This is a genomic window from Pseudomonas sp. DL, from assembly GCF_047199225.1.
Taxonomy (GTDB): Bacteria; Pseudomonadota; Gammaproteobacteria; order Pseudomonadales; family Pseudomonadaceae; genus Pseudomonas; species Pseudomonas aeruginosa.
On sequence record NZ_CP178323.1, the window covers coordinates 6235001 to 6253145 of the forward strand.

Consider the following 18145-nt stretch of genomic DNA (forward strand, 5'->3'; position numbering starts at 1 on the left):
AGCATTTACTCTTCGTCGTCGCCGGGAGTGGTGCGCATTATAGGGAGATAGAAACTGGCGTCAACGATTATTTCAAAAATAATTCAAATAACCGCCGGAAGCGCTTTCAGCCCACCGAAACCGCCTCGCCAGCCGGCTTTTTCTGCGCCAGCAGGTAGAGCCCGACGAGGAAGCCGACCAGGCACAGAGTGACCACGTAGTAAGCCGGCCCCATCGGGCTCTGCTTGAGCAGCAGGGCCACCGCCATCGGCGTCAGCCCACCGAAGATGGCGTAGGCCAGGTTGTAGGAAAAGGACAGGCCGGAGAAACGCACAACCGGTGGGAACGCATTGACCATCACGTAGGGAACGGCGCCGACGATGCCGACGAAGAAGCCGGTCAGTGCATATAAAGGAAAGAGCCAGTCCGGGTGGGCCTTGAGGTTGCCGTAGAAGCTCCAGGACACCAGCGCCAGCAGCACGCTACCGGCAACGAAAGTCAGTCCCGCGCCGTAACGATCCGCCATGCGCCCGGCGACGATGCAGCCAAGGGTCAGGCAGACGATCGCCAGGCTGTTGGCCTTGAGCGCCGTGGCGGCATCGAAGCCGTATACGCTCTGCAGCACGGTAGGGGTCATCAGGATGACCACCACGATCGCGGCCGACAGCACCCAGGTCAGCAGCATCGACACCAGGACGGCGCCACGATGATCGCGGACCACCGCTTTCAACGGCACTTCCTCTGCCAGCGCCTTGCGCTGCTGCAGCTCGGCGAATACCGGCGTCTCGTGCAGCCAGCGGCGCAGGTAGACCGAGAACAGGCCGAACACCCCGCCGAGCAGGAAGGGAATCCGCCAGGCGTAGTCCCGCACCTCTGTCGCGCTATAGAAGCTATTGATCGCAGTAGCCACCAGCGAGCCCAGCAGGATGCCCGCCGTCAGGCCGGAAGTCAGCGTCCCGCAGGCATAACCGACATGCCGTGCCGGTACATGCTCGGCGACGAAGACCCAAGCCCCCGGCACCTCCCCGCCAATCGCGGCGCCCTGGATCACCCTCAGCAGGAGCAGCGCCAGGGGCGCCCAGATGCCGATCTGCGCGTAGGTCGGAAGCAGGCCCATGATCAGGGTCGGCACCGCCATCATGAAGATGCTCAGGGTGAACATGCGCTTGCGCCCGAGCAGGTCGCCGAAGTGGGCCATGATCACGCCGCCCAGCGGCCGCGCCAGGTAGCCGGCGGCGAACAGGCCGAAGGTTTGCAGCTGACGCAGCCATTCCGGCATGTCCGCCGGGAAGAACAGCTTGCCGACCACGGTGGCGAAGAACACGAAGATGATGAAGTCGTAGAACTCCAGCGCTCCACCCAGGGCGGAGAGGGACAGGGTCTTGTAGTCGCTGCGGGTCAATGGACGCTGGGCCGGCGCCTCGGGAGCATTCGCGGATGGCATGTCGGGATTGTTCTCTTTATTCGTTCAGCAAGCATGAGCGGGGTTCGACCGGCAGGCGTGTCGACCTGCGACCCGGGGACGCAGGAGCGAAACCATAGCAAATCGACGAATGTCCACACAGTCGGTCGAAGAGAGAACCGGGCGGTCGTCGGCTGCCCTACTCCTCTATATAATGCCCGGGCGCCTCTGAAAGCTGTCCCAAGACCTTGCACCGGCAGGCGTTTTGGGAGAGTTTTCCCCTAAACCGCGCTTGAACAAGAAATCCGGGGGGCACGAGGCCCTTACCTATGATCGAGCTTGAACAAGAAGACCCCATTCCCCAGGGAGACCTGGCCTTGCAGATTACCGCGCTGCCGCGCGAAACCAACGGTTTCGGCGATATCTACGGCGGTTGGCTGGTATCCCAGATGGACCTGGCGGGAACCGCCATGGCCAGCAAGATCGCCGGCGGCCGTATCGCCACCGTCGCCATCGACCGCATGGCCTTCATGGTGCCGGTCGCGGTAGGTGCCCAGCTTTCCTTCTATACCCAGACCCTGGAAGTCGGCCGCAGCTCGATCCGCATGCTGGTCGAGGTGTGGAGCGACGACCCGCTGTCCAGCGAATGGCGCAAAGTCACCGAGGCGGTGTTCGTGTTCGTCGCCATCGATGGCAGCGGGCGCACCCGCCCGGTCCCGCCACGCCGGGGCTAGACGCAGGAACGCCGGCTATCGCCGGCGTTCTTGTTTGCGCGTTCCTCAGGCCCGCACGGGGTTGCCGCGTACCGGCGCATCCCCGGCCACGTAGTACTTCGCCGTGCTGCGCGGCAGCGGCTGGCGACCGCGGATCCTGTCGGCGATCTTCTCGGCCATCATGATGGTGGTGGCATTGAGGTTGCCGGTGATGATCAGCGGCATGATCGACGCATCCACCACTCGCAGTCCTTCCATGCCATGGACCCGTCCCTGGCCATCGACCACCGCCATGTCGTCGCTGCCCATCTTGCACGAACAGGATGGGTGGAAAGCGGTCTCAGCATGGTTGCGGATGAACTCGTCGAGTTCGGCGTCCGACTGCACGTTCACCCCTGGGCTCAACTCGCGGCCCCGATAGGGGTCCAGCGCCGGCTGGTTCATGATCTCGCGGGTCAGCCGGATGCCGTCGCGGAACTCCTGCCAGTCCTGCTCGTGGGACATGTAGTTGAACAGGATGCTCGGATGCTGGCGCGGGTCCCTGGACTTCAGGTGGATGCGCCCGCGGCTCGGCGAGCGCATCGAGCCCATGTGCGCCTGGAAGCCGTGCTCCTGCACGCCCTTGCTGCCATTGTAGTTGATCGCCACCGGGAGGAAATGGAACTGGATGTTCGGCCATTCGAACGCTTCGCGGGTTCGGATGAAGCCGCCGGCCTCGAACTGGTTGCTGGCGCCGAGGCCCTTGCCGAGGAACAGCCACTGGGCACCGATGGCCGGCTGGTTCCACCATTTGGTCGCCGGGTAGATCGACACCGGCTGCTTGCAGGCGTACTGCAGGTAGAGTTCCAGGTGATCCTGCAGGTTGGCGCCGACGCCCGGCAGGTCATGCACCACCGGGATGTCCAGGTCGCGCAGCAGGGCCGCCGGGCCGACGCCGGAGCGTTGCAGCAATTGCGGCGAGGCGATCGCGCCGCTGCACACCAATACTTCGCGGCGGGCGTGGGCGGTGACCGGGTTGTCGCCGTTGCCCACCAGGTAGGAGACGCCGATGGCGCGCTTGCCGCTGAACAGGATGCGGTCGCTCAGGGCGTGGGTGACGATGGTCAGGTTGGGCCGGCCGCGGGCCTGGTCCAGGTAGCCGCGCCCGGTGGCGGCGCGACGGCCCTCCGGGGTGACGGTCCGGTCCATGGGGCCGAAGCCTTCCTGCTGGTAGCCGTTGAGGTCATCGGTTCGCGGGTAGCCGGCCTGCACGCCGGCCTCGACCATCGCATGGAACAGTGGGTTGTTGCCGGCCTTCGGCGTGGTCACGCTGACCGGGCCGTCGCCGCCATGGTAGTCGTTGGGGCCGATGTCCCGGGTTTCCGCCTTGCGGAAGTACGGCAGGCAGTCGAGGTAGCTCCAGTCCTCGAGGCCCGGCTCCTTGGCCCAGCCGTCGAAGTCCAGGGCGTTGCCGCGGATGTAGCACATGCCGTTGATCAGCGAGGAGCCGCCCAGGCCCTTGCCGCGACCGCACTCCATGCGGCGGTTGTTCATGTAGGGCTCGGGGTCGGTCTCGTAGGCCCAGTTGTAGCGCCGCCCCTGCAGCGGGAAGGCAAGGGCCGCCGGCATCTGGGTGCGGAAGTCGAAGCGGTAGTCGGGACCGCCGGCTTCGAGCAGCAGGACGCTGACGTCGGCATCTTCGGTGAGGCGGGTAGCGAGTACGTTACCGGCAGAGCCGGCTCCGATGATGATGTAGTCGAATTCCTGGGACATGCAGGCCTTCCTCTTTTCTCGGCATGACACCGGCCGCGACGCTGGCGCGCCGGTGTCTGGAAGTTCGGAATGGCCGGTGTCAGGGAGCGTTGCCTGGGACCGGCCTGGTTAGGGGTTCGAGCGCTGCGTCGAGGCTCAGAACACCGAGGCGTAGTCGCCCAGCTCCACTTGCACGGACTTGATGCGAGTGTAATGAGCCAGGGTGGTGAGACCGTTCTCGCGACCGACACCGGATTGCTTGTAACCGCCGACCGGCATTTCCGCCGGCGACTCGCCCCAGGTATTGATCCAGCAGATGCCGGCTTCCAGGCGATGGATGGCGCGGTGGGCGCGGGCCAGGTCCTGGGTCACGACGCCGGCGGCGAGGCCGTACTCGGTATCGTTGGCGCGGCGGATCGCCTCGTCTTCGTCGTCATAGACCAGGATGCTCATCACCGGGCCGAAGATTTCCTCGCGGACGATGGTCATGTCGTCGCGGCAATCGGTGAACACGGTCGGCGCGACGTAGGCGCCTTTGCCGAACGCTCCATCGGTCACACGCTCGCCGCCGCACAGCAGGCGAGCCTTCTGCGCCTTGCCGGACTCGATGTAGCCGAGCACGCTTTCCATGTGCGGGAAGCTGACCAGCGGGCCGAAGTTGGTGTTCTCGTCCTGCGGGTCGCCGAGACGGATGCGCTGCACGCGCTCCAGTACCTTGGCTTCGAAGCGGGCCTGCTGGGAACGGTGGATGAACACCCGGGTGCCGTTGGTGCAGACCTGGCCGGAGCTGAAGAAGTTGGCCATGACGGCGATGTCGGCGGCACGGTCGAGGTCTGCGTCGGGGAAGATGATCAGCGGGGACTTGCCGCCCAGCTCCATGGTCACTTCCTTCAGCGACGAGCTGGAAGCGCTGGCCATGACTTTCTTGCCGGTGGAGGTGCCACCGGTGAAGGAGATCTTCTCGATCAGCGGGTGCTCGGTCAGCCACTGGCCGACTTCGCGTCCGCTGCCGGTGAGCACGTTGAACACGCCGTCCGGCACGCCGGCCTCGGTGTAGATCTCGGCCAGCTTGAGGGCGGTCAGCGGGGTGACTTCGCTGGGCTTGAAGATCATCGCGTTGCCGGCAGCGAGGGCCGGGGCGGATTTCCACAGGGCGATCTGCACCGGGTAGTTCCAGGCGCCAATGCCGGCGACCACGCCCAGCGGCTCGCGGCGGGTGTAGACGAAGCTGGTTTCGCGCAGGGGAATCTGCTCGCCTTCGATGGCCGGGACCAGGCCGGCGTAGTACTCGAGCACGTCGGCGCCGGTGACGATGTCCACCGAGCGGGTTTCCGCCAGCGGCTTGCCGGTATCCAGGGTTTCCAGGGCGGCCAGTTCGTCGTTGCGCTCGCGGAGGATGTCGACGGCGCGACGGAGGATGCGCGAGCGCTGCATGGCGGTCATCGCCGCCCACACCTTCTGCCCCTCGACGGCGCTCTGCACGGCCCGCTCGACGTCTTCCCTGGAAGCCCGCTGGACCTTGGCGAGCACTTCGCCGTTGGCCGGGTTGATGGTCTCGAAGGTGGCGCCACTGCTGGCCTCCACGTAGCGACCGCCAATGTAGAGCTTCTGTTCTTCGAATCGGGCCATGTTGCAGTCCTCTCTTATCGGTATCGCAGGCGCAAGGCGGCGCCGCGGGGGTTTTCGTCCCTACCCCGACTGTTTTGCCAACTGCTGGTCGAGGTAGTCGTAAGCGATGTTCAGGGCCTCGTCGGTATCGAAGGCGTCGCCGGTCAGCGCGCCACGCAACCACAGGCCGTCGATCAGGGCCGCCAGGCCGCGTGCCGCGGCGCGGGCGTCGTCCGCCGAGAGCTGGCGGCGGAACTGGTAGCACAGGTTCGAATACAGGCGATGGTCGTTGACCCGCTGCAATCGACGCAGTGCCGGCTGGTGCATGCTGGTCGCCCAGAACGCCAGCCAGGTCTTCATCGCCGGACCATTGACCTGGCTGTCGTCGAAGTTGCCTTCGACGATCGCTCGCAGGTGCGCCCTCGGACTGTCGTCGTAGAGCGCCGCGCGGCGTTCGCGTACGGCCTTGCTCAAGGCGCTGAGCAGGTGCCGCATGGTCGCTTCCAGCAAGCCGTTCTTGTCCTGGAAGTAGTGGCTGATGATGCCGTTGGAAACACCCGCCAGGCGGGCTATCAGGGCGATGCTGGCGTCTCCCATGCCGACCTGATCGACCGCCTCCAGGGTGGCGTGAATCAGTTGCGAGCGGCGGATGGGCTGCATACCGACCTTGGGCATTGCTATCTCCTCTCGTCGATGGGTGCGTGCGGGCACCGACCGACGTCATTGGTGGCCAGTCTATTTTGTTTTTATTGAACGTTCAATCAACTAAGAATAAGCTCGGCGTCCATGAGCGGCTCCCAGCCTGCGTGCAACCTGGCCCGCGCCGTTCATCACCTCGTCGCCGAAGTCCGCCAAGGATCGCAGAATCCGGGCTTCAAGTGGGGTGGCAATGCTGTGTCTGTAGTCCGCGGCCATAAGCCGCCATGCTTTCACTGCCATGGGGTCATCCTCCAATGAGTACTGCTTCGCCAATAAAAACAAACGAGCAGGTACGTCTGAATCCGATCGTGTTCTTCGGCTCGACCGCACTGATCCTGGTTCTGACCGCCGCCCTCATCCTCTATCCCGACAGCGCCGGAGCCTTGCTCGGCCGCATCCAGGCGTGGCTGTCGCACAGCTTCGGCTGGTACTACATGCTGGCCATCGGCGCCTACCTGTTCTTCGTCGCCTGGGTGGCCTTCTCGCGCTTCGGCACCCTCAAGCTCGGCGAGGAGCATGAAAAGCCGGACTTCAGCTACGGCGCCTGGGCCGGCATGCTGTTCTCCTCCGGGATCGGCATCTCGCTGCTCTACTTCGCCGCATCCGAGCCGATCGACCACCTCTACCATCCACCCGAAGGCGTTCCCGGCAGCCCTCAGGCGGCGCGCCAGGCGCTGCAACTGACCTTCCTCCACTGGGGCCTGCACGGTTGGGCGATCTATGCCCTGGTCGGCCTCGCCGTCGGTTATTTCGCCTACCGCCATCGCCAGCCGCTGGCGTTGCGCTCGGCGCTCTATCCGATCCTCGGCGAGCGCTGGGTGAAAGGCGCCGCGGGCCACGCGGTGGATTGCTTCGGCATCTTCGTCACCCTTCTCGGGCTGGTGACCAACCTGGGCATCGGCGCCTTGCAGGTGTCGTCCGGTCTCGAGTACCTGACCGGCATGCCGCACAGCAAAGGCACCCTGCTGGCGGTGATCCTGGCGATGAGCCTGGTCGCCACCCTGGCGGCGGTCTCCGGTGTCGAGAAAGGCATCCGCCGGCTGTCCAACCTGAATATCGTGCTGTTCAGCTCGCTGCTGCTGTTCGTGCTGGTCTGCGGTTCGACCCTGGAACTGCTCAACGGCTTCGTACAGAACCTCGGCGACTATCTCGACGGCCTGGTGCTGAAGACCTTCGACCTCTACGTCTACACCGGTGCCGGCGCCGGCAAGAGCGAGGAATGGCTGGGCCTGTGGACCCTGTTCTACTGGGCCTGGTGGATTTCCTGGGCGCCCTTCGTCGGTATGTTCATCGCCCGCATCTCCCGCGGTCGCAGCGTGCGCGAACTGGTCTGCGGGGTGCTGCTGATCCCGCTGGGCTTCACCCTGGCCTGGCTGTCGGTATTCGGCAACAGCGCCCTGGACCTGGTGATGAACCACGGCGCGACCGACCTGGGCAAGGCCGCGCTGGAACAGCCGTCGATGTCGATCTACCTGCTGCTGGAACACTATCCGCTGTCGAAGATCGTCATCGGCCTGTCGATCTTCGTCGGCTTCGTGCTGTTCCTCACCCCGGCGGATTCCGGCTCGGTGATGCTGGCCAATCTCTCGCGCAGCGGCGGCGAGCTGGACGAGGACGCGCCGAACTGGCTGCGCATCCTCTGGTCGGCCGTCGTCACGCTAGTCACCATCGGCCTGCTGTTCGCCGGCAACTTCACGGCGATGCAAACCGTCGTGGTGCTCGCCGGGCTACCGTTCTCGGCGGTGCTGATCCTGTTCATGTTCGGCCTGCACAAGGCCATGCGCGCCGACTACGAGGCCCAGGTCGGCGACCGCCGCACCTACCAGCCGGTGCCGGCGCCAACCCAGCACCAGACCTGAACCTGGCGCCGCTAGGGCGCCCTCGCCAATCAGGTGCGTACTTGGCCCGGCGTTTCGCCGGGCCTTTCTTTTCTGCCGCCTAGCGCCCGTCGCATGCCGCAGGAACCGGCGCGCGGGAGCGTGCGAAAGGAAGAACAGACGGAAAAAGCGCGGAGGATAAACGCGAATGCCCGGCAGCGCCGGGCATTCGCAGCGGCCCCGAGCGGGCCTTGGGGGTCAGCCGAGGTTCTTGCCCAGCAGCGCGTGGTACAGCTCGCTGTCGCCGAGCACCCCGACCACCCTGTCCTGCTCCTGAAGGACCAGCTTGTGGCCGGTCTGGTAGCGAATCTGCAGGGCATCGCGCATACGGATGCTGACATCCACCAGGGTCGGTTCGCGGCGCAGCTTCTCCACCGGGTCGCCCTGGCGCCAGCGTTGCAGGTCGATGACGTTGCTGCCCTGGCGCGCGCCCTTGAGCACGTCGCCTTCGCTGAGACCGATCCAGCAGTCGCGGCCCTGGTCGAAGCAGATCTCGTCGTTCTGCCGGATGCACTGGTCGAGGCCACGCATCAGGCTCTGGCCGCACAGCACGTTGAGCGGGTTGGTATGGGCGACGAAGGTACGCACGTAGTCGTCCGCGGGGCTCAGCACGATCTCTTCCGGCTTGCCGTGCTGGATGATCCGGCCGTCCTTCATGATCGCGATGCGGGTACCGATCTTCAGCGCCTCGTCGAGGTCGTGGCTGACGAACACGATGGTCTTGTGCAGTTGCCGTTGCAGCACCAGCAGTTCGTCCTGCAATTGCTGGCGGATCAGCGGGTCGAGGGCGGAGAACGGTTCGTCCATCAGCAGGATGTCGCCATCCATCGCCAGCGCGCGAGCCAGGCCGACGCGCTGCTGCATGCCGCCGGAGAGCGAGTCGGGACGCTTGTCGCGCCACTGCGAGAGACCGACCAGCTCGAGCTTCTCGTCGATCAGCTTCTTCCGCTCGGCGGCCGGACGGCCCTGCATCTCCAGGCCGAAGCCGACGTTCTCGGCCACCGTCAGCCAGGGCATCAGGGCGAACTTCTGGAACACCATGGCGATGCGCTTGGTGCGCATGGCCTTGAGGGTCGCCGGCGAGCAGTTGGCGATGTCCACCTGCGAACCTTCGTGCTCGATCAGCAGCTTGCCGCGGCTGACCTTGTTCAGGCCGTTGATGCAGCGCAGCAGGCTCGACTTGCCGGAGCCGGAAAGTCCCATCAGCACGCAGATCTCGCCGCGGTTGACGTCCAGGCAGGCGTCCTCGACGCCGAGCACCTGGCCGGTGCGCTTGAGGATCTCGGCGCGGCCGAGGCCCTGGTCGAGGAGCTTCAGGGCTTCCTTGGTGTGGGTGCCGAAGATGACGTCCACATGGTCGAATCGGATCGCGGTCATGGCTTATTTCCCCTTCACGGCGCGCTGCTTGCACACCCGGTCGAGCAGGATGGCGAGCAGGACGATGGCCAGGCCGGCTTCGAAGCCGAGGGAGATGTCGGCGGTGTTCAGCGCGTTCACCACCGGCTTGCCGAGGCCATCGGCGCCGACCAGCGCGGCGATCACCACCATCGACAGGGAGAGCATGATGCATTGGGTGATGCCGGCGGCGATGCTCGGCATCGCGTGCGGCAGCTCGATGCGCGTCAGCAGTTGCCAGCGCGAGCAGCCGAAGGCCTTGCCGGCGTCGAGCAGCTCCGCCGGAACGTCCTGGATACCCAGGCAGGTCAGGCGGATTGGCGCGGCGACGGCGAAGATCACCGTGGAGATCAGGCCCGGCACCACGCCGAGGCCGAACAGGGTCAGGGTCGGGATCAGGTAGACGAAGGTCGGCACCGTCTGCATCAGGTCCAGCAGCGGCCGCAGCGCGGTGTAGAACCACGGCTTGTGCGCGGCGACGATGCCCAGCGGCACGCCTACGGCGATGCACACCAGGGTGGCGAATATCACCTGGGCGAGGGTTTCCATGGTCTCCTGCCAGTAGCCCAGGTTGAGGATCAGCAGCAACGAGGCCAGGGCGAACACGGTCAGCCCCCAGCTGCGCTGGATGAAATGCACCAGCCCTACCAGCAAGGCGATCAGCACCAGCGGGTTGAACCAGAGCAAGCCGTTGGTGACGCCATGGATGAGGAACTCAAGGGTGTCGGAGATCTTGTCGAAGAACGATGCGCCATGCAGGGTCAGCCAGTCGACGAAACCGGCGATCTGCTCTCCCAGCGGGAGCTTGTGATCAGTCAGGAACATAATCAGGGTCCATCAAGAGCGGGAAATGAACGACCGGTCGCCTACTTGGCGAACGCCAGCTTGGCCGCGGCTGCGGCAGGCTGCCCGTCGCGGGTGGTGACACCGGCCAGCCAGGCATCCAGCTGTTCCGGGTGATCCTTCAACCAGGCCTTAGCGGCTTCCTCGGGTTTCTTGTTTTCGTTGAGTACCGCGTCCATCAGCTTGTTCTCCATCTCGAGGGTGAAGCTGAGGTTCTTCAGCAGTTGGCCGACGTTGGCGCACTCCTGGGCGTAGCCCTTGCGCACGTTGGTGTAGATGGTCGCGCCGCCATAGTTGGGGCCGAAGAAGTCGTCGCCGCCTTCCAGGTACTTCATCTGGAAGCGGGTATTCATGGGGTGCGGCTCCCAGCCGAGGAACACCACCCACTGGTTGCGCCGGATGGCCCGCTGCACCTGCGAGAGCATGCCCGCCTCGCTGGATTCCACCAACTTGAACTTGCCCAGTTCGAAGGCGTTCTTGTCGATCATGCTCTGGGCGACGCGGTTGCCGTCGTTGCCCGGCTCGATGCCGTAGATCTTGTTGCCCAGCTTGTCGGAGAACTTCGCGATATCGGCGAAGCTGCGCAGGCCGCCGTCGTAGACGTACTGGGGAACCGCCAGGGTGTACTTGGCGCCCTCCAGGTTGGCGCGCAGTGTCTCGACCGTACCTTTCTCGGCGTACTGCTTGATGTCGTTGGTCATGGTGGGCATCCAGTTGCCCAGGAATACGTCGAGGTCGTTGTTGGCCAGGGAGCGGTAGGTCACCGGCACCGAGAGCAGATTGACCTTGGTCTTGTAGCCGAGGGACTCGAGGACCTGGCGGGTGACCGCAGTAGTCACTGTGATGTCGGTCCAGCCGACGTCGGCGAAACGCACCGACGCACAGGATTCGGGCTCCGCGGCCTGGGCTGCCAGCGGTGCGCACAGAGACACGGCCAGCAGCCAAGACTTGCAACCTTTCATAGCGAACTCCTCTGCAGGGTAAGGCGCCGGCGCTACCCCGAAGGGCGCGGCGGTCTGTCTGTATCGGGCCGACCGGTAGCGGCCCTCAGCGGGCAATTCGTGAACGATCATGAAACAGGACGCATCCGTCGCCTACAGGGTGGGTCGCAACCAGTGCAGGCGGGGTCGCATTCAGTACCCGCTGTGTCGCATTCAATCATAGTGGTCTTTGCCGGCGACCAGCGGATGCCGTTTTCGGAGCGGCGCGAGCCCGTTCTCATTCCGACGCCGTGCAGGTGCAGACGCCCCTCGGCCGCAGAGGTTCCCCGATCCGGGCGCGGACGCGGCGCTTTTGGACATGGCCGGGTCGGTGGCGGATGCGGCCCGCCCCGGGGAAAGCCCGATGATGCGCAGGAATCGCGGGCGGAGGAGCCGCCACCCCCACTACGCAGGCACGGATGCCGCGGCAATCCCGGAGGCCGGCATGGCTATCAGTGTGTTCGACCTTTTCAAGATCGGTATCGGCCCGTCCAGTTCGCATACCGTCGGCCCCATGCGCGCCGCCGCGCTGTTCACCACTGCCCTGCGCCAACGCCAGGCGCTGTCGGCGGTGCGGCGTCTCGAAGTGCGCCTGTATGGCTCGCTGTCCGCCACCGGCGTCGGCCACGGCACCGATCGCGCGGTGATCATGGGCCTGATGGGCGAATGGCCGGATCGTATCGACCCGACCCAGATCGCCCCACGCATGGCCGCGCTGCTCGATAGCGGCCTGCTGCAACTGGACGGCCGCGTGGCGGTACCGTTCGACTGGGTGCGCGACATGCGCCTGCTCGACGAGAACCTGCCCTACCACCCCAACGCCATGACCCTGGTCGCCTACGGCGAGCAAGGCGAACTGCACCAGGAGACCTACTACTCGGTGGGTGGCGGCTTCGTGGTCGATGCGGCACAGGCCGCCTCGGGACAGCTCGACCAGGACCACACGGTGCTGCCCTACGACTTCTCCAGCGCCGAGGAACTGTTGCTGCTGTGCAAGCGCCACAACCTGCGGGTATCCGAGCTGATGCTGGCCAACGAACGCATCTGGCGCAGCGAGACCGACATCCGCGAAGGCCTGCGGCGCATCTGGCAGGCGATGCGCGATTGCGTCGACAACGGGTTGCGCAACGAAGGCATCCTTCCCGGCGGGCTCAACGTGCAACGCCGCGCCGCGCGCCTGCACCGCAACCTGCAGGAGATCGGCAAGCCCAACGTGATCGGCTCGACCCTCAGCGCCATGGAATGGGTCAACCTGTTCGCCCTGGCGGTGAACGAGGAGAACGCCGCCGGCGGGCGCATGGTCACCGCGCCCACCAACGGCGCGGCGGGGATCATCCCGGCGGTGCTGCACTACTATATGAAGTTCAATCCCGACGCCCAGGACCGCGACGTCGTCGACTACCTGCTGGCCGCCGCCGCGGTGGGCATCCTGTGCAAGAAGAACGCCTCGATCTCCGGCGCCGAGGTCGGCTGCCAGGGCGAGGTCGGCTCGGCCTGCGCGATGGCCGCCGCCGGACTGGCGGAAGTCCTCGGCGCCACCCCGGCGCAGGTCGAGAACGCCGCCGAGATCGGCCTGGAGCACAACCTCGGGCTGACCTGCGACCCGGTCGGCGGGCTGGTCCAGGTGCCCTGTATCGAGCGCAACGCGATCGCCGCGGTGAAGGCCATCAACGCGGCGCAAATGGCCTTGCGCGGCGACGGCCAGCATTTCATCTCGCTGGACAAGGTGATCCGCACCATGCGCGACACCGGTGCCGACATGCACGACAAGTACAAGGAAACCTCGCGCGGGGGCCTGGCGGTGAACGCCATCGAGTGCTGAACCGGAATTGCTCACGAAACGATCGAGACGCCACTTTTTGGCGCATATGACGCGTGACCGGGCGGTCGTCATCCGTCACACTGCGGAGTAACGGCTCGCCGCCCGTCGTTACCTTTGTCGCCACGGCCGCTGCCCCGGCTTCTCGCCGGGGGCCGCCCTGGTGCTACCGAAATGCCCAGGCGCGCGGCGCGCCGCCAGCCGTCGCCCATGCTGTCGTTGTGCCAGGTCCGAGTGGAAATACCGGGCTAAAGCCTTCCGGCTTTTTTGATTGAACGCCCAATCAATATAGGCATGGCATTTGCCTTGCTCTGGTTACAAGCAACGCCGACGGCGTGGCCCAAGCAGCCACCCGGAAATTCCAACAATCATAAAAAAAGCCTCGTGAGAGGCCTGCTTGCTCAGCGTGAGGAGATACACCCATGACCACGTACGCGCCCGGAGTCCCACCACAGAACCGAAATCCGCAGTCCATCGGCTTCCTGCTGCTGGACAACTTCACCCTGATCTCCCTGGCCTCGGCGGTGGAACCGTTGCGCATGGCCAACCAGCTCTCGGGACGCGAACTCTACCGCTGGCATACGCTGAGCCTGGACGGCCGCCAGGTCTGGGCCAGCGACGGCCTGCAGATCACCCCCGACGCCGGTACCGACAACGCCCCGGCGGTGGATTGCGTGATCGTCTGCGGCGGCGTCGGCATCCAGCGCAGCGTCACCCGCGAGCACGTCACTTTCCTCCAGGCCCAGGCCCGCCAGGGTCGGCGCCTCGGCGCGGTGTGCACCGGCAGTTGGGCGCTGGCCCGCGCCGGCCTGCTCGACGGCTACGATTGCAGCGTGCACTGGGAATGCCTGGCGGCGATGCAGGAAGCCTTCCCCCGGGTGGCCATGAGCACCCGCCTGTTCTCCATCGACCGCAACCGCTTCACCTCTTCCGGCGGCACCGCGCCGATGGACATGATGCTGCACCTGATCGGCCGCGAGCATGGCCGCGAGCTGTCGGCGGCGATCTCCGAGATGTTCATCTACGAGCGCATCCGCAACGAGCAGGACCACCAGCGCGTGCCGCTCAAGCACATGCTCGGCACCAACCAGCCGAAGTTGCAGGAGATCGTCGCGCTGATGGAGGCCAACCTGGAGGAACCGATCGACCTCGACGAACTGGCGGTCTACGTCAACGTCTCGCGTCGCCAGCTCGAGCGGCTGTTCCAGAAGTACCTGCACTGCTCGCCATCGCGCTACTACCTGAAGCTGCGCCTGATCCGCGCCCGCCAGTTGCTCAAGCAGACGTCCATGTCGATCATCGAGGTGGCCTCGGTCTGCGGCTTCGTCTCCACCCCGCACTTCTCCAAGTGCTACCGCGAGTACTTCGGCATCCCGCCGCGCGACGAGCGCCAGGGCCAGCCGCTGGGCCAGCCGGTGGTGCTGATGCCGATCCCGCAGGACCTGGCGTTGATGCCCAACTCCTCGGCGCTGTCGGCCCTGAGCCAGGCGCAGGGCGAGTCGACCTTCGCCAGCGTGCGGATCTGACGGCGCGTCCCTGCCCGCCCCGTCCACGGGAGCGGGCAGGGCCTTGTCAGCCCCGCGGCACCAGCGCCGGCAGCAATTGCCGGGAAATCGCCTCGCGCACCGCCGGGAGCAGCGTGGCGTGCCCGCCGAGCATGTCCTCCACCAGCCGCCGCAGCGCCTGGGCGCGCTCCGGGCTGAGGCCGCGCACGGCGTATTCGCAGGCCTGCTCCGGAGTCGAGTCCGGCGGCACGCTGAAGCCCAGCGCCTGCAGGCGTTCGCGGAAATCGTCCTGGTCGATCAGATCGGCGTGCATCATCGCGGCAGCTCCTTCGATGGGGATTGCCATCGATTCTGCTGAGCCCACGTCGCTCCCGGCAAGGGGGCTGTCCCGCCTGGACATGGGCAGGTCGTTTTCGGCTAATTCGACCGCCAGCGACACCGCCACAATCGCCTCCAGCGGCTTGCGGAATGCAGCGGACGGCTTCCGGAAAACGCCAGACTCACACTGAGGGCCGTTCCTGGCTCCTTTTTCATCCCCCTCCGCGCGTCGGGCGCGGCAGGGGGATTTTTTTGCCGGAAGCCAGCTAGCCGGCGCCGAGTCCCGCCCGACAGTGTTCCCAGAAACGCTCGAAGCCCGGCGAGAGGAACTTGTCGCGCTGGCGCAGCATGTAGAAGCGCCGGCGCAACGGCGGCAGGCTGCTGCGCAGTTCGACCAGCGCGCCGGAGGCCAACTGTTCCTCGACCACCCAGCGCGACAGGCAACTGATGCCCAGCCCGGCGGCGACGCTGTGCTTGATCGCCTCGGAGCTGCCCAGGTCCAGGCTGTCTTCCAGGTAATGCAGGTGGCCCAGCAGGGCGTGGCTGACCTCCTCGCGCGTGCCCGAGCCGGGCTCGCGCAGCAGCCAGCGCGCGCGGCGCAGGGCCTCGCGGGAGACCTGGGTGCGCGAGGCCAGCGGGTGGCCGGGCGCCGCCACCACGATCAGGCTGTCCTCGAGCCAGGGCTCCACCCGCAGGCCCGGCTCGTGGCAGGGGCCTTCGATGAGGCCGATGTCCGCCGCGAAGGTCACCACGTCCTGCACCGCCGAACCGGTGTTGCCGATGCTGGCGTTGACCCTCACGCCCGGCTGCTCCCGCTCGAAGGAGGCCAGCAGGCGCGGCAGCACGTAGTTGCCGATGGTGCTGCTGGCCGCCACCGTCAGGCTCGCCTGGGGCGCGGCGGAAACCGCGAACTGCTGCTCCAGTTGCGCCACCCCGTCGAGCAGGCGCAATGCCTGGGGCAGGAAGCGGCGGCCGACCTCGTTCAGTTGCAGGCGCTTGCCGACCCGGTCGAACAGGCGCGTGGAAAGCTGCGATTCCAGCTCGTTGAGCGCGGCGCTGGTGGCCGACTGCGACAGCGAGATGGATTCCGCCGCCGCCGTGGTACTGCCGCAGCGAGCCACCGCACAGAAGATCTGGAGCTGACGGAAACTGAGGGCCATGGACTCACCTACCTGTTTTTCAGGTATTTAATACAGAAACTATTTGTTTCACAAATTCATTCCCGCTACCTAACCTGCGTCCCGTGACCTCACCTGAGGAGCGAAGGATGCACACCCTCCCCGTCAAGACCGGTACCAGACCCCTGGCCCAGGTCCAGAAACTCATCCCCGGCCTGCTGCTCAGCGCCGCCCTGGCCGGCGTGGCGATCCTCCTGGGTCGTTCGCAATGGTTGCAGCACAACGGCATCAGCGCGCTGACCCTGGCCATCGTGCTCGGCATCGTCGTCGGCAACACCCTGTACCCTCGGATCGCCGCCGGCAGCGCCGCCGGCGTCGGCTTCTCCAAGCAGATCCTGCTGCGCGCCGGGATCATCCTCTACGGCCTGCGCCTGACCTTCCAGGACATCGCCGGCGTCGGATTGCACGGCGTGCTGCTGGACGCCCTGATGCTCGCCAGCACCTTCGGCCTGGCGTGCCTGCTCGGCACCCGGCTGTTCGGCCTGGACCGCACCACCACCCTGCTGATCGGCGCCGGCAGTTCGATCTGCGGCGCCGCCGCGGTGATGGCCACCGAGCCGGTCGTGCGTGGCCGCGCCGAACAGGTCGCGGTGGCGGTTTCCACCGTGGTGGTGTTCGGCACCCTGGGCATCTTCCTCTATCCGGTGCTGTTCCAGCTCGACCAGGACTGGGGGCTGCTACCGCGCGACCCTGGCACCTGGGGCGTGTACATCGGTGCCACGGTGCACGAGGTGGCCCAGGTGGTCGCCGCGGGTCGCTCGATCGGCATCGAGGCAGCGGATACCGCAGTGATCGCCAAGATGGTCCGGGTAATGATGTTGGCGCCCTTCCTGATCCTGCTCTCGGCCTGGCTGGCACGCGACAAGGCGCACCGCCGGCAGCACAGCGGCGCGACCAAGATCACCATTCCCTGGTTCGCCGTCGGCTTCGTACTGGTCGCCGGGCTCAACTCGCTGGTCAGCCTGCCGCCGGCGCTGGTCAGCCACGTCAACGACCTCGACACCTTCCTCCTGGCCATGGCAATGGCCGGCCTCGGCCTCGGCACGCACCTCTCGGCGATCCGCCGCGCCGGCCTCAAGCCGCTGCTGCTGGCCGCCCTGCTATTCGCCTGGCTGGTGCTCGGCGGTGGATTACTCACCCGCCTGGCGCTCGCCTGAGTCCTCCGCCAGGAAGCCCTGCACGGCCCGCCGCAAGGCCTCATGCAGGGCTTCCACCTCATCGATGCCGTGGCCGCGCAGGCAGCCATGGACCAGCCCGCTTCCCGGATAGAACCCTGCCTCGCCACCCGCCGCGCGTAGCGCTGCACCATAGCGCTCGCCGTCGTCGCGCAGCGGATCGAATTCGGCAACCGCCACGAAGGCCGGCGGCAGGCCAGTGAAATCAGCGGCCTCCAGGGGTAGCGCCAGCGGCTGTCGGTGCAGCGCCGCCAGCGGCAGGTAGGCGTCCAGGCACGCCTGCACATCGCCGAGGCCGAGCAACGGCGCGTCGGCGCAGTCGATCCGCGAGGGCGATGGCGCAGCGGACAGCAAGGGATAGAGCAATATCTGCGCGGCCGGCGACGGCGCGCCGCCATCGCGCAGTGCCAGGCACAGCGCCGCCGCCAGGTTGCCGCCGGCGCTGTCGCCGGCCACCAGCAGGCGTCGCCCATCCAGCGCTTCGTCCAGCTCGCCCAGGCTCAGCGCCTGCCAGGCACGCAGGCAATCCTGCAATGCCGCCGGGAACGGATGCTCCGGCGCCAGTCGGTAATCCACCGCCAGCACCAGCAGGCCCAGGCGCGCCGCCAGGTCGGCGCAGATGAAATCGTGTGAATCGAGGCCGCCGAGCATCCAGCCGCCACCGTGCAGGTAGAGCAGCGCCGGCCAGCCACCGGGCGGTGCCGGGCGGTCGGGGCGATAGCGGCGCACGCGCACCGGCGGCGCGGCCGGCAAGCAGGAGTCGAGCACCCGCAAACCGGCCGGGCGCGGCGGCGCGAACGCCTGGCACATCCGCGCGTAGGCCGCACGTTGCGCATCCAGGCGCGGACTGTCGCTGGCGAACGCCCGGCTGTGCTCGACGAAGCGCCACATCGCCGGAGACAGCGGATACTTCGCAGCCATCG

General features: G+C 66.4%; 15 protein-coding genes. 5 read left to right on the plus strand and 10 right to left on the minus strand.

Annotation, left to right across the window (positions count from 1 at the left end; translation table 11 throughout):
• Nucleotides 1-106: 106 nt before the first annotated feature.
• The gene (locus ACI766_RS29060) at nucleotides 107-1423 is read right to left on the minus strand and encodes an MFS transporter (RefSeq protein WP_412828486.1); all 1317 of its coding nucleotides are present in this window, start codon (nucleotides 1421-1423) and stop codon (nucleotides 107-109) included.
• Nucleotides 1424-1710: 287 nt separating this feature from the next.
• Here ACI766_RS29060 and ACI766_RS29065 point away from each other — a divergent pair, with 287 nt between their 5' ends.
• Nucleotides 1711-2115, plus strand: coding sequence for an acyl-CoA thioesterase (locus ACI766_RS29065; protein ID WP_003096677.1), 405 nt, complete (start codon nucleotides 1711-1713; stop codon nucleotides 2113-2115).
• A 45-nt stretch (nucleotides 2116-2160) separates the two neighbouring features.
• On the opposite strand, the gene betA is transcribed toward ACI766_RS29065, so the two are convergent.
• The 3 genes from betA to betI form a co-directional block, all read right to left on the minus strand.
• Nucleotides 2161-3846, minus strand: coding sequence for a choline dehydrogenase (gene betA, locus ACI766_RS29070; RefSeq protein WP_003136284.1), 1686 nt, complete (start codon nucleotides 3844-3846; stop codon nucleotides 2161-2163).
• Nucleotides 3847-3981: 135 nt separating this feature from the next.
• Nucleotides 3982-5454 carry a betaine-aldehyde dehydrogenase gene (betB, locus tag ACI766_RS29075; RefSeq protein ID WP_003114436.1) on the minus strand — a complete coding sequence of 491 codons (1473 nt, stop codon included), beginning with the start codon at nucleotides 5452-5454 and terminating at the stop codon, nucleotides 3982-3984.
• A gap of 60 nt (nucleotides 5455-5514) precedes the next feature.
• Complete coding sequence (betI, locus tag ACI766_RS29080) at nucleotides 5515-6108, minus strand: transcriptional regulator BetI (protein WP_003096684.1); 594 nt, start codon at nucleotides 6106-6108, stop codon at nucleotides 5515-5517.
• Between the two features lie 332 nt (nucleotides 6109-6440).
• Between betI and ACI766_RS29085 the strand changes: the two genes are divergently transcribed.
• Entirely contained in the window at nucleotides 6441-7991 is a 1551-nt protein-coding gene (locus ACI766_RS29085; protein ID WP_025271450.1) for a BCCT family transporter, read from the plus strand.
• A gap of 216 nt (nucleotides 7992-8207) precedes the next feature.
• On the opposite strand, the gene choV is transcribed toward ACI766_RS29085, so the two are convergent.
• Genes choV through ACI766_RS29100 form a run of 3 tightly spaced genes read right to left on the minus strand, consistent with a single transcriptional unit; the run spans nucleotide 8208 to nucleotide 11209 of the window.
• Complete coding sequence (gene choV, locus ACI766_RS29090) at nucleotides 8208-9386, minus strand: choline ABC transporter ATP-binding protein (protein WP_003096690.1); 1179 nt, start codon at nucleotides 9384-9386, stop codon at nucleotides 8208-8210.
• A 3-nt stretch (nucleotides 9387-9389) separates the two neighbouring features.
• Nucleotides 9390-10229, minus strand: coding sequence for a choline ABC transporter permease subunit (choW, locus tag ACI766_RS29095; protein ID WP_003096692.1), 840 nt, complete (start codon nucleotides 10227-10229; stop codon nucleotides 9390-9392).
• Between the two features lie 41 nt (nucleotides 10230-10270).
• Nucleotides 10271-11209 carry a choline ABC transporter substrate-binding protein gene (locus tag ACI766_RS29100; protein WP_003104841.1) on the minus strand — a complete coding sequence of 313 codons (939 nt, stop codon included), beginning with the start codon at nucleotides 11207-11209 and terminating at the stop codon, nucleotides 10271-10273.
• 463 nt (nucleotides 11210-11672) lie between these two features.
• Here ACI766_RS29100 and ACI766_RS29105 point away from each other — a divergent pair, with 463 nt between their 5' ends.
• Both ACI766_RS29105 and ACI766_RS29110 read left to right on the plus strand, forming a co-directional pair.
• The gene (locus ACI766_RS29105; RefSeq protein WP_003104839.1) at nucleotides 11673-13049 is read left to right on the plus strand and encodes an L-serine ammonia-lyase; all 1377 of its coding nucleotides are present in this window, start codon (nucleotides 11673-11675) and stop codon (nucleotides 13047-13049) included.
• 419 nt (nucleotides 13050-13468) lie between these two features.
• The gene (locus ACI766_RS29110) at nucleotides 13469-14572 is read left to right on the plus strand and encodes a GlxA family transcriptional regulator (protein ID WP_003096699.1); all 1104 of its coding nucleotides are present in this window, start codon (nucleotides 13469-13471) and stop codon (nucleotides 14570-14572) included.
• A gap of 46 nt (nucleotides 14573-14618) precedes the next feature.
• Here ACI766_RS29110 and ACI766_RS29115 read toward each other — a convergent pair whose 3' ends face one another.
• Together ACI766_RS29115 and ACI766_RS29120 are read right to left on the minus strand one after the other, a co-directional pair.
• Nucleotides 14619-14867, minus strand: coding sequence for a hypothetical protein (locus ACI766_RS29115; RefSeq protein ID WP_003096701.1), 249 nt, complete (start codon nucleotides 14865-14867; stop codon nucleotides 14619-14621).
• Between the two features lie 268 nt (nucleotides 14868-15135).
• Nucleotides 15136-16029, minus strand: coding sequence for a LysR family transcriptional regulator (locus ACI766_RS29120; RefSeq protein WP_003104838.1), 894 nt, complete (start codon nucleotides 16027-16029; stop codon nucleotides 15136-15138).
• 107 nt (nucleotides 16030-16136) lie between these two features.
• Between ACI766_RS29120 and ACI766_RS29125 the strand changes: the two genes are divergently transcribed.
• On the plus strand, nucleotides 16137-17204 hold the full coding sequence (locus ACI766_RS29125; RefSeq protein WP_003117173.1) for a YeiH family protein: 1068 nt from the start codon (nucleotides 16137-16139) through the stop codon (nucleotides 17202-17204).
• Here the strand turns inward: ACI766_RS29125 and ACI766_RS29130 are convergent.
• On the minus strand, nucleotides 17178-18143 hold the full coding sequence (locus tag ACI766_RS29130; RefSeq protein ID WP_003117174.1) for an acylcarnitine hydrolase: 966 nt from the start codon (nucleotides 18141-18143) through the stop codon (nucleotides 17178-17180). The two genes, ACI766_RS29125 and ACI766_RS29130, sit on opposite strands and share 27 nt — an antisense overlap.
• Between the last annotated feature and the right edge of the window lie 2 nt (nucleotides 18144-18145).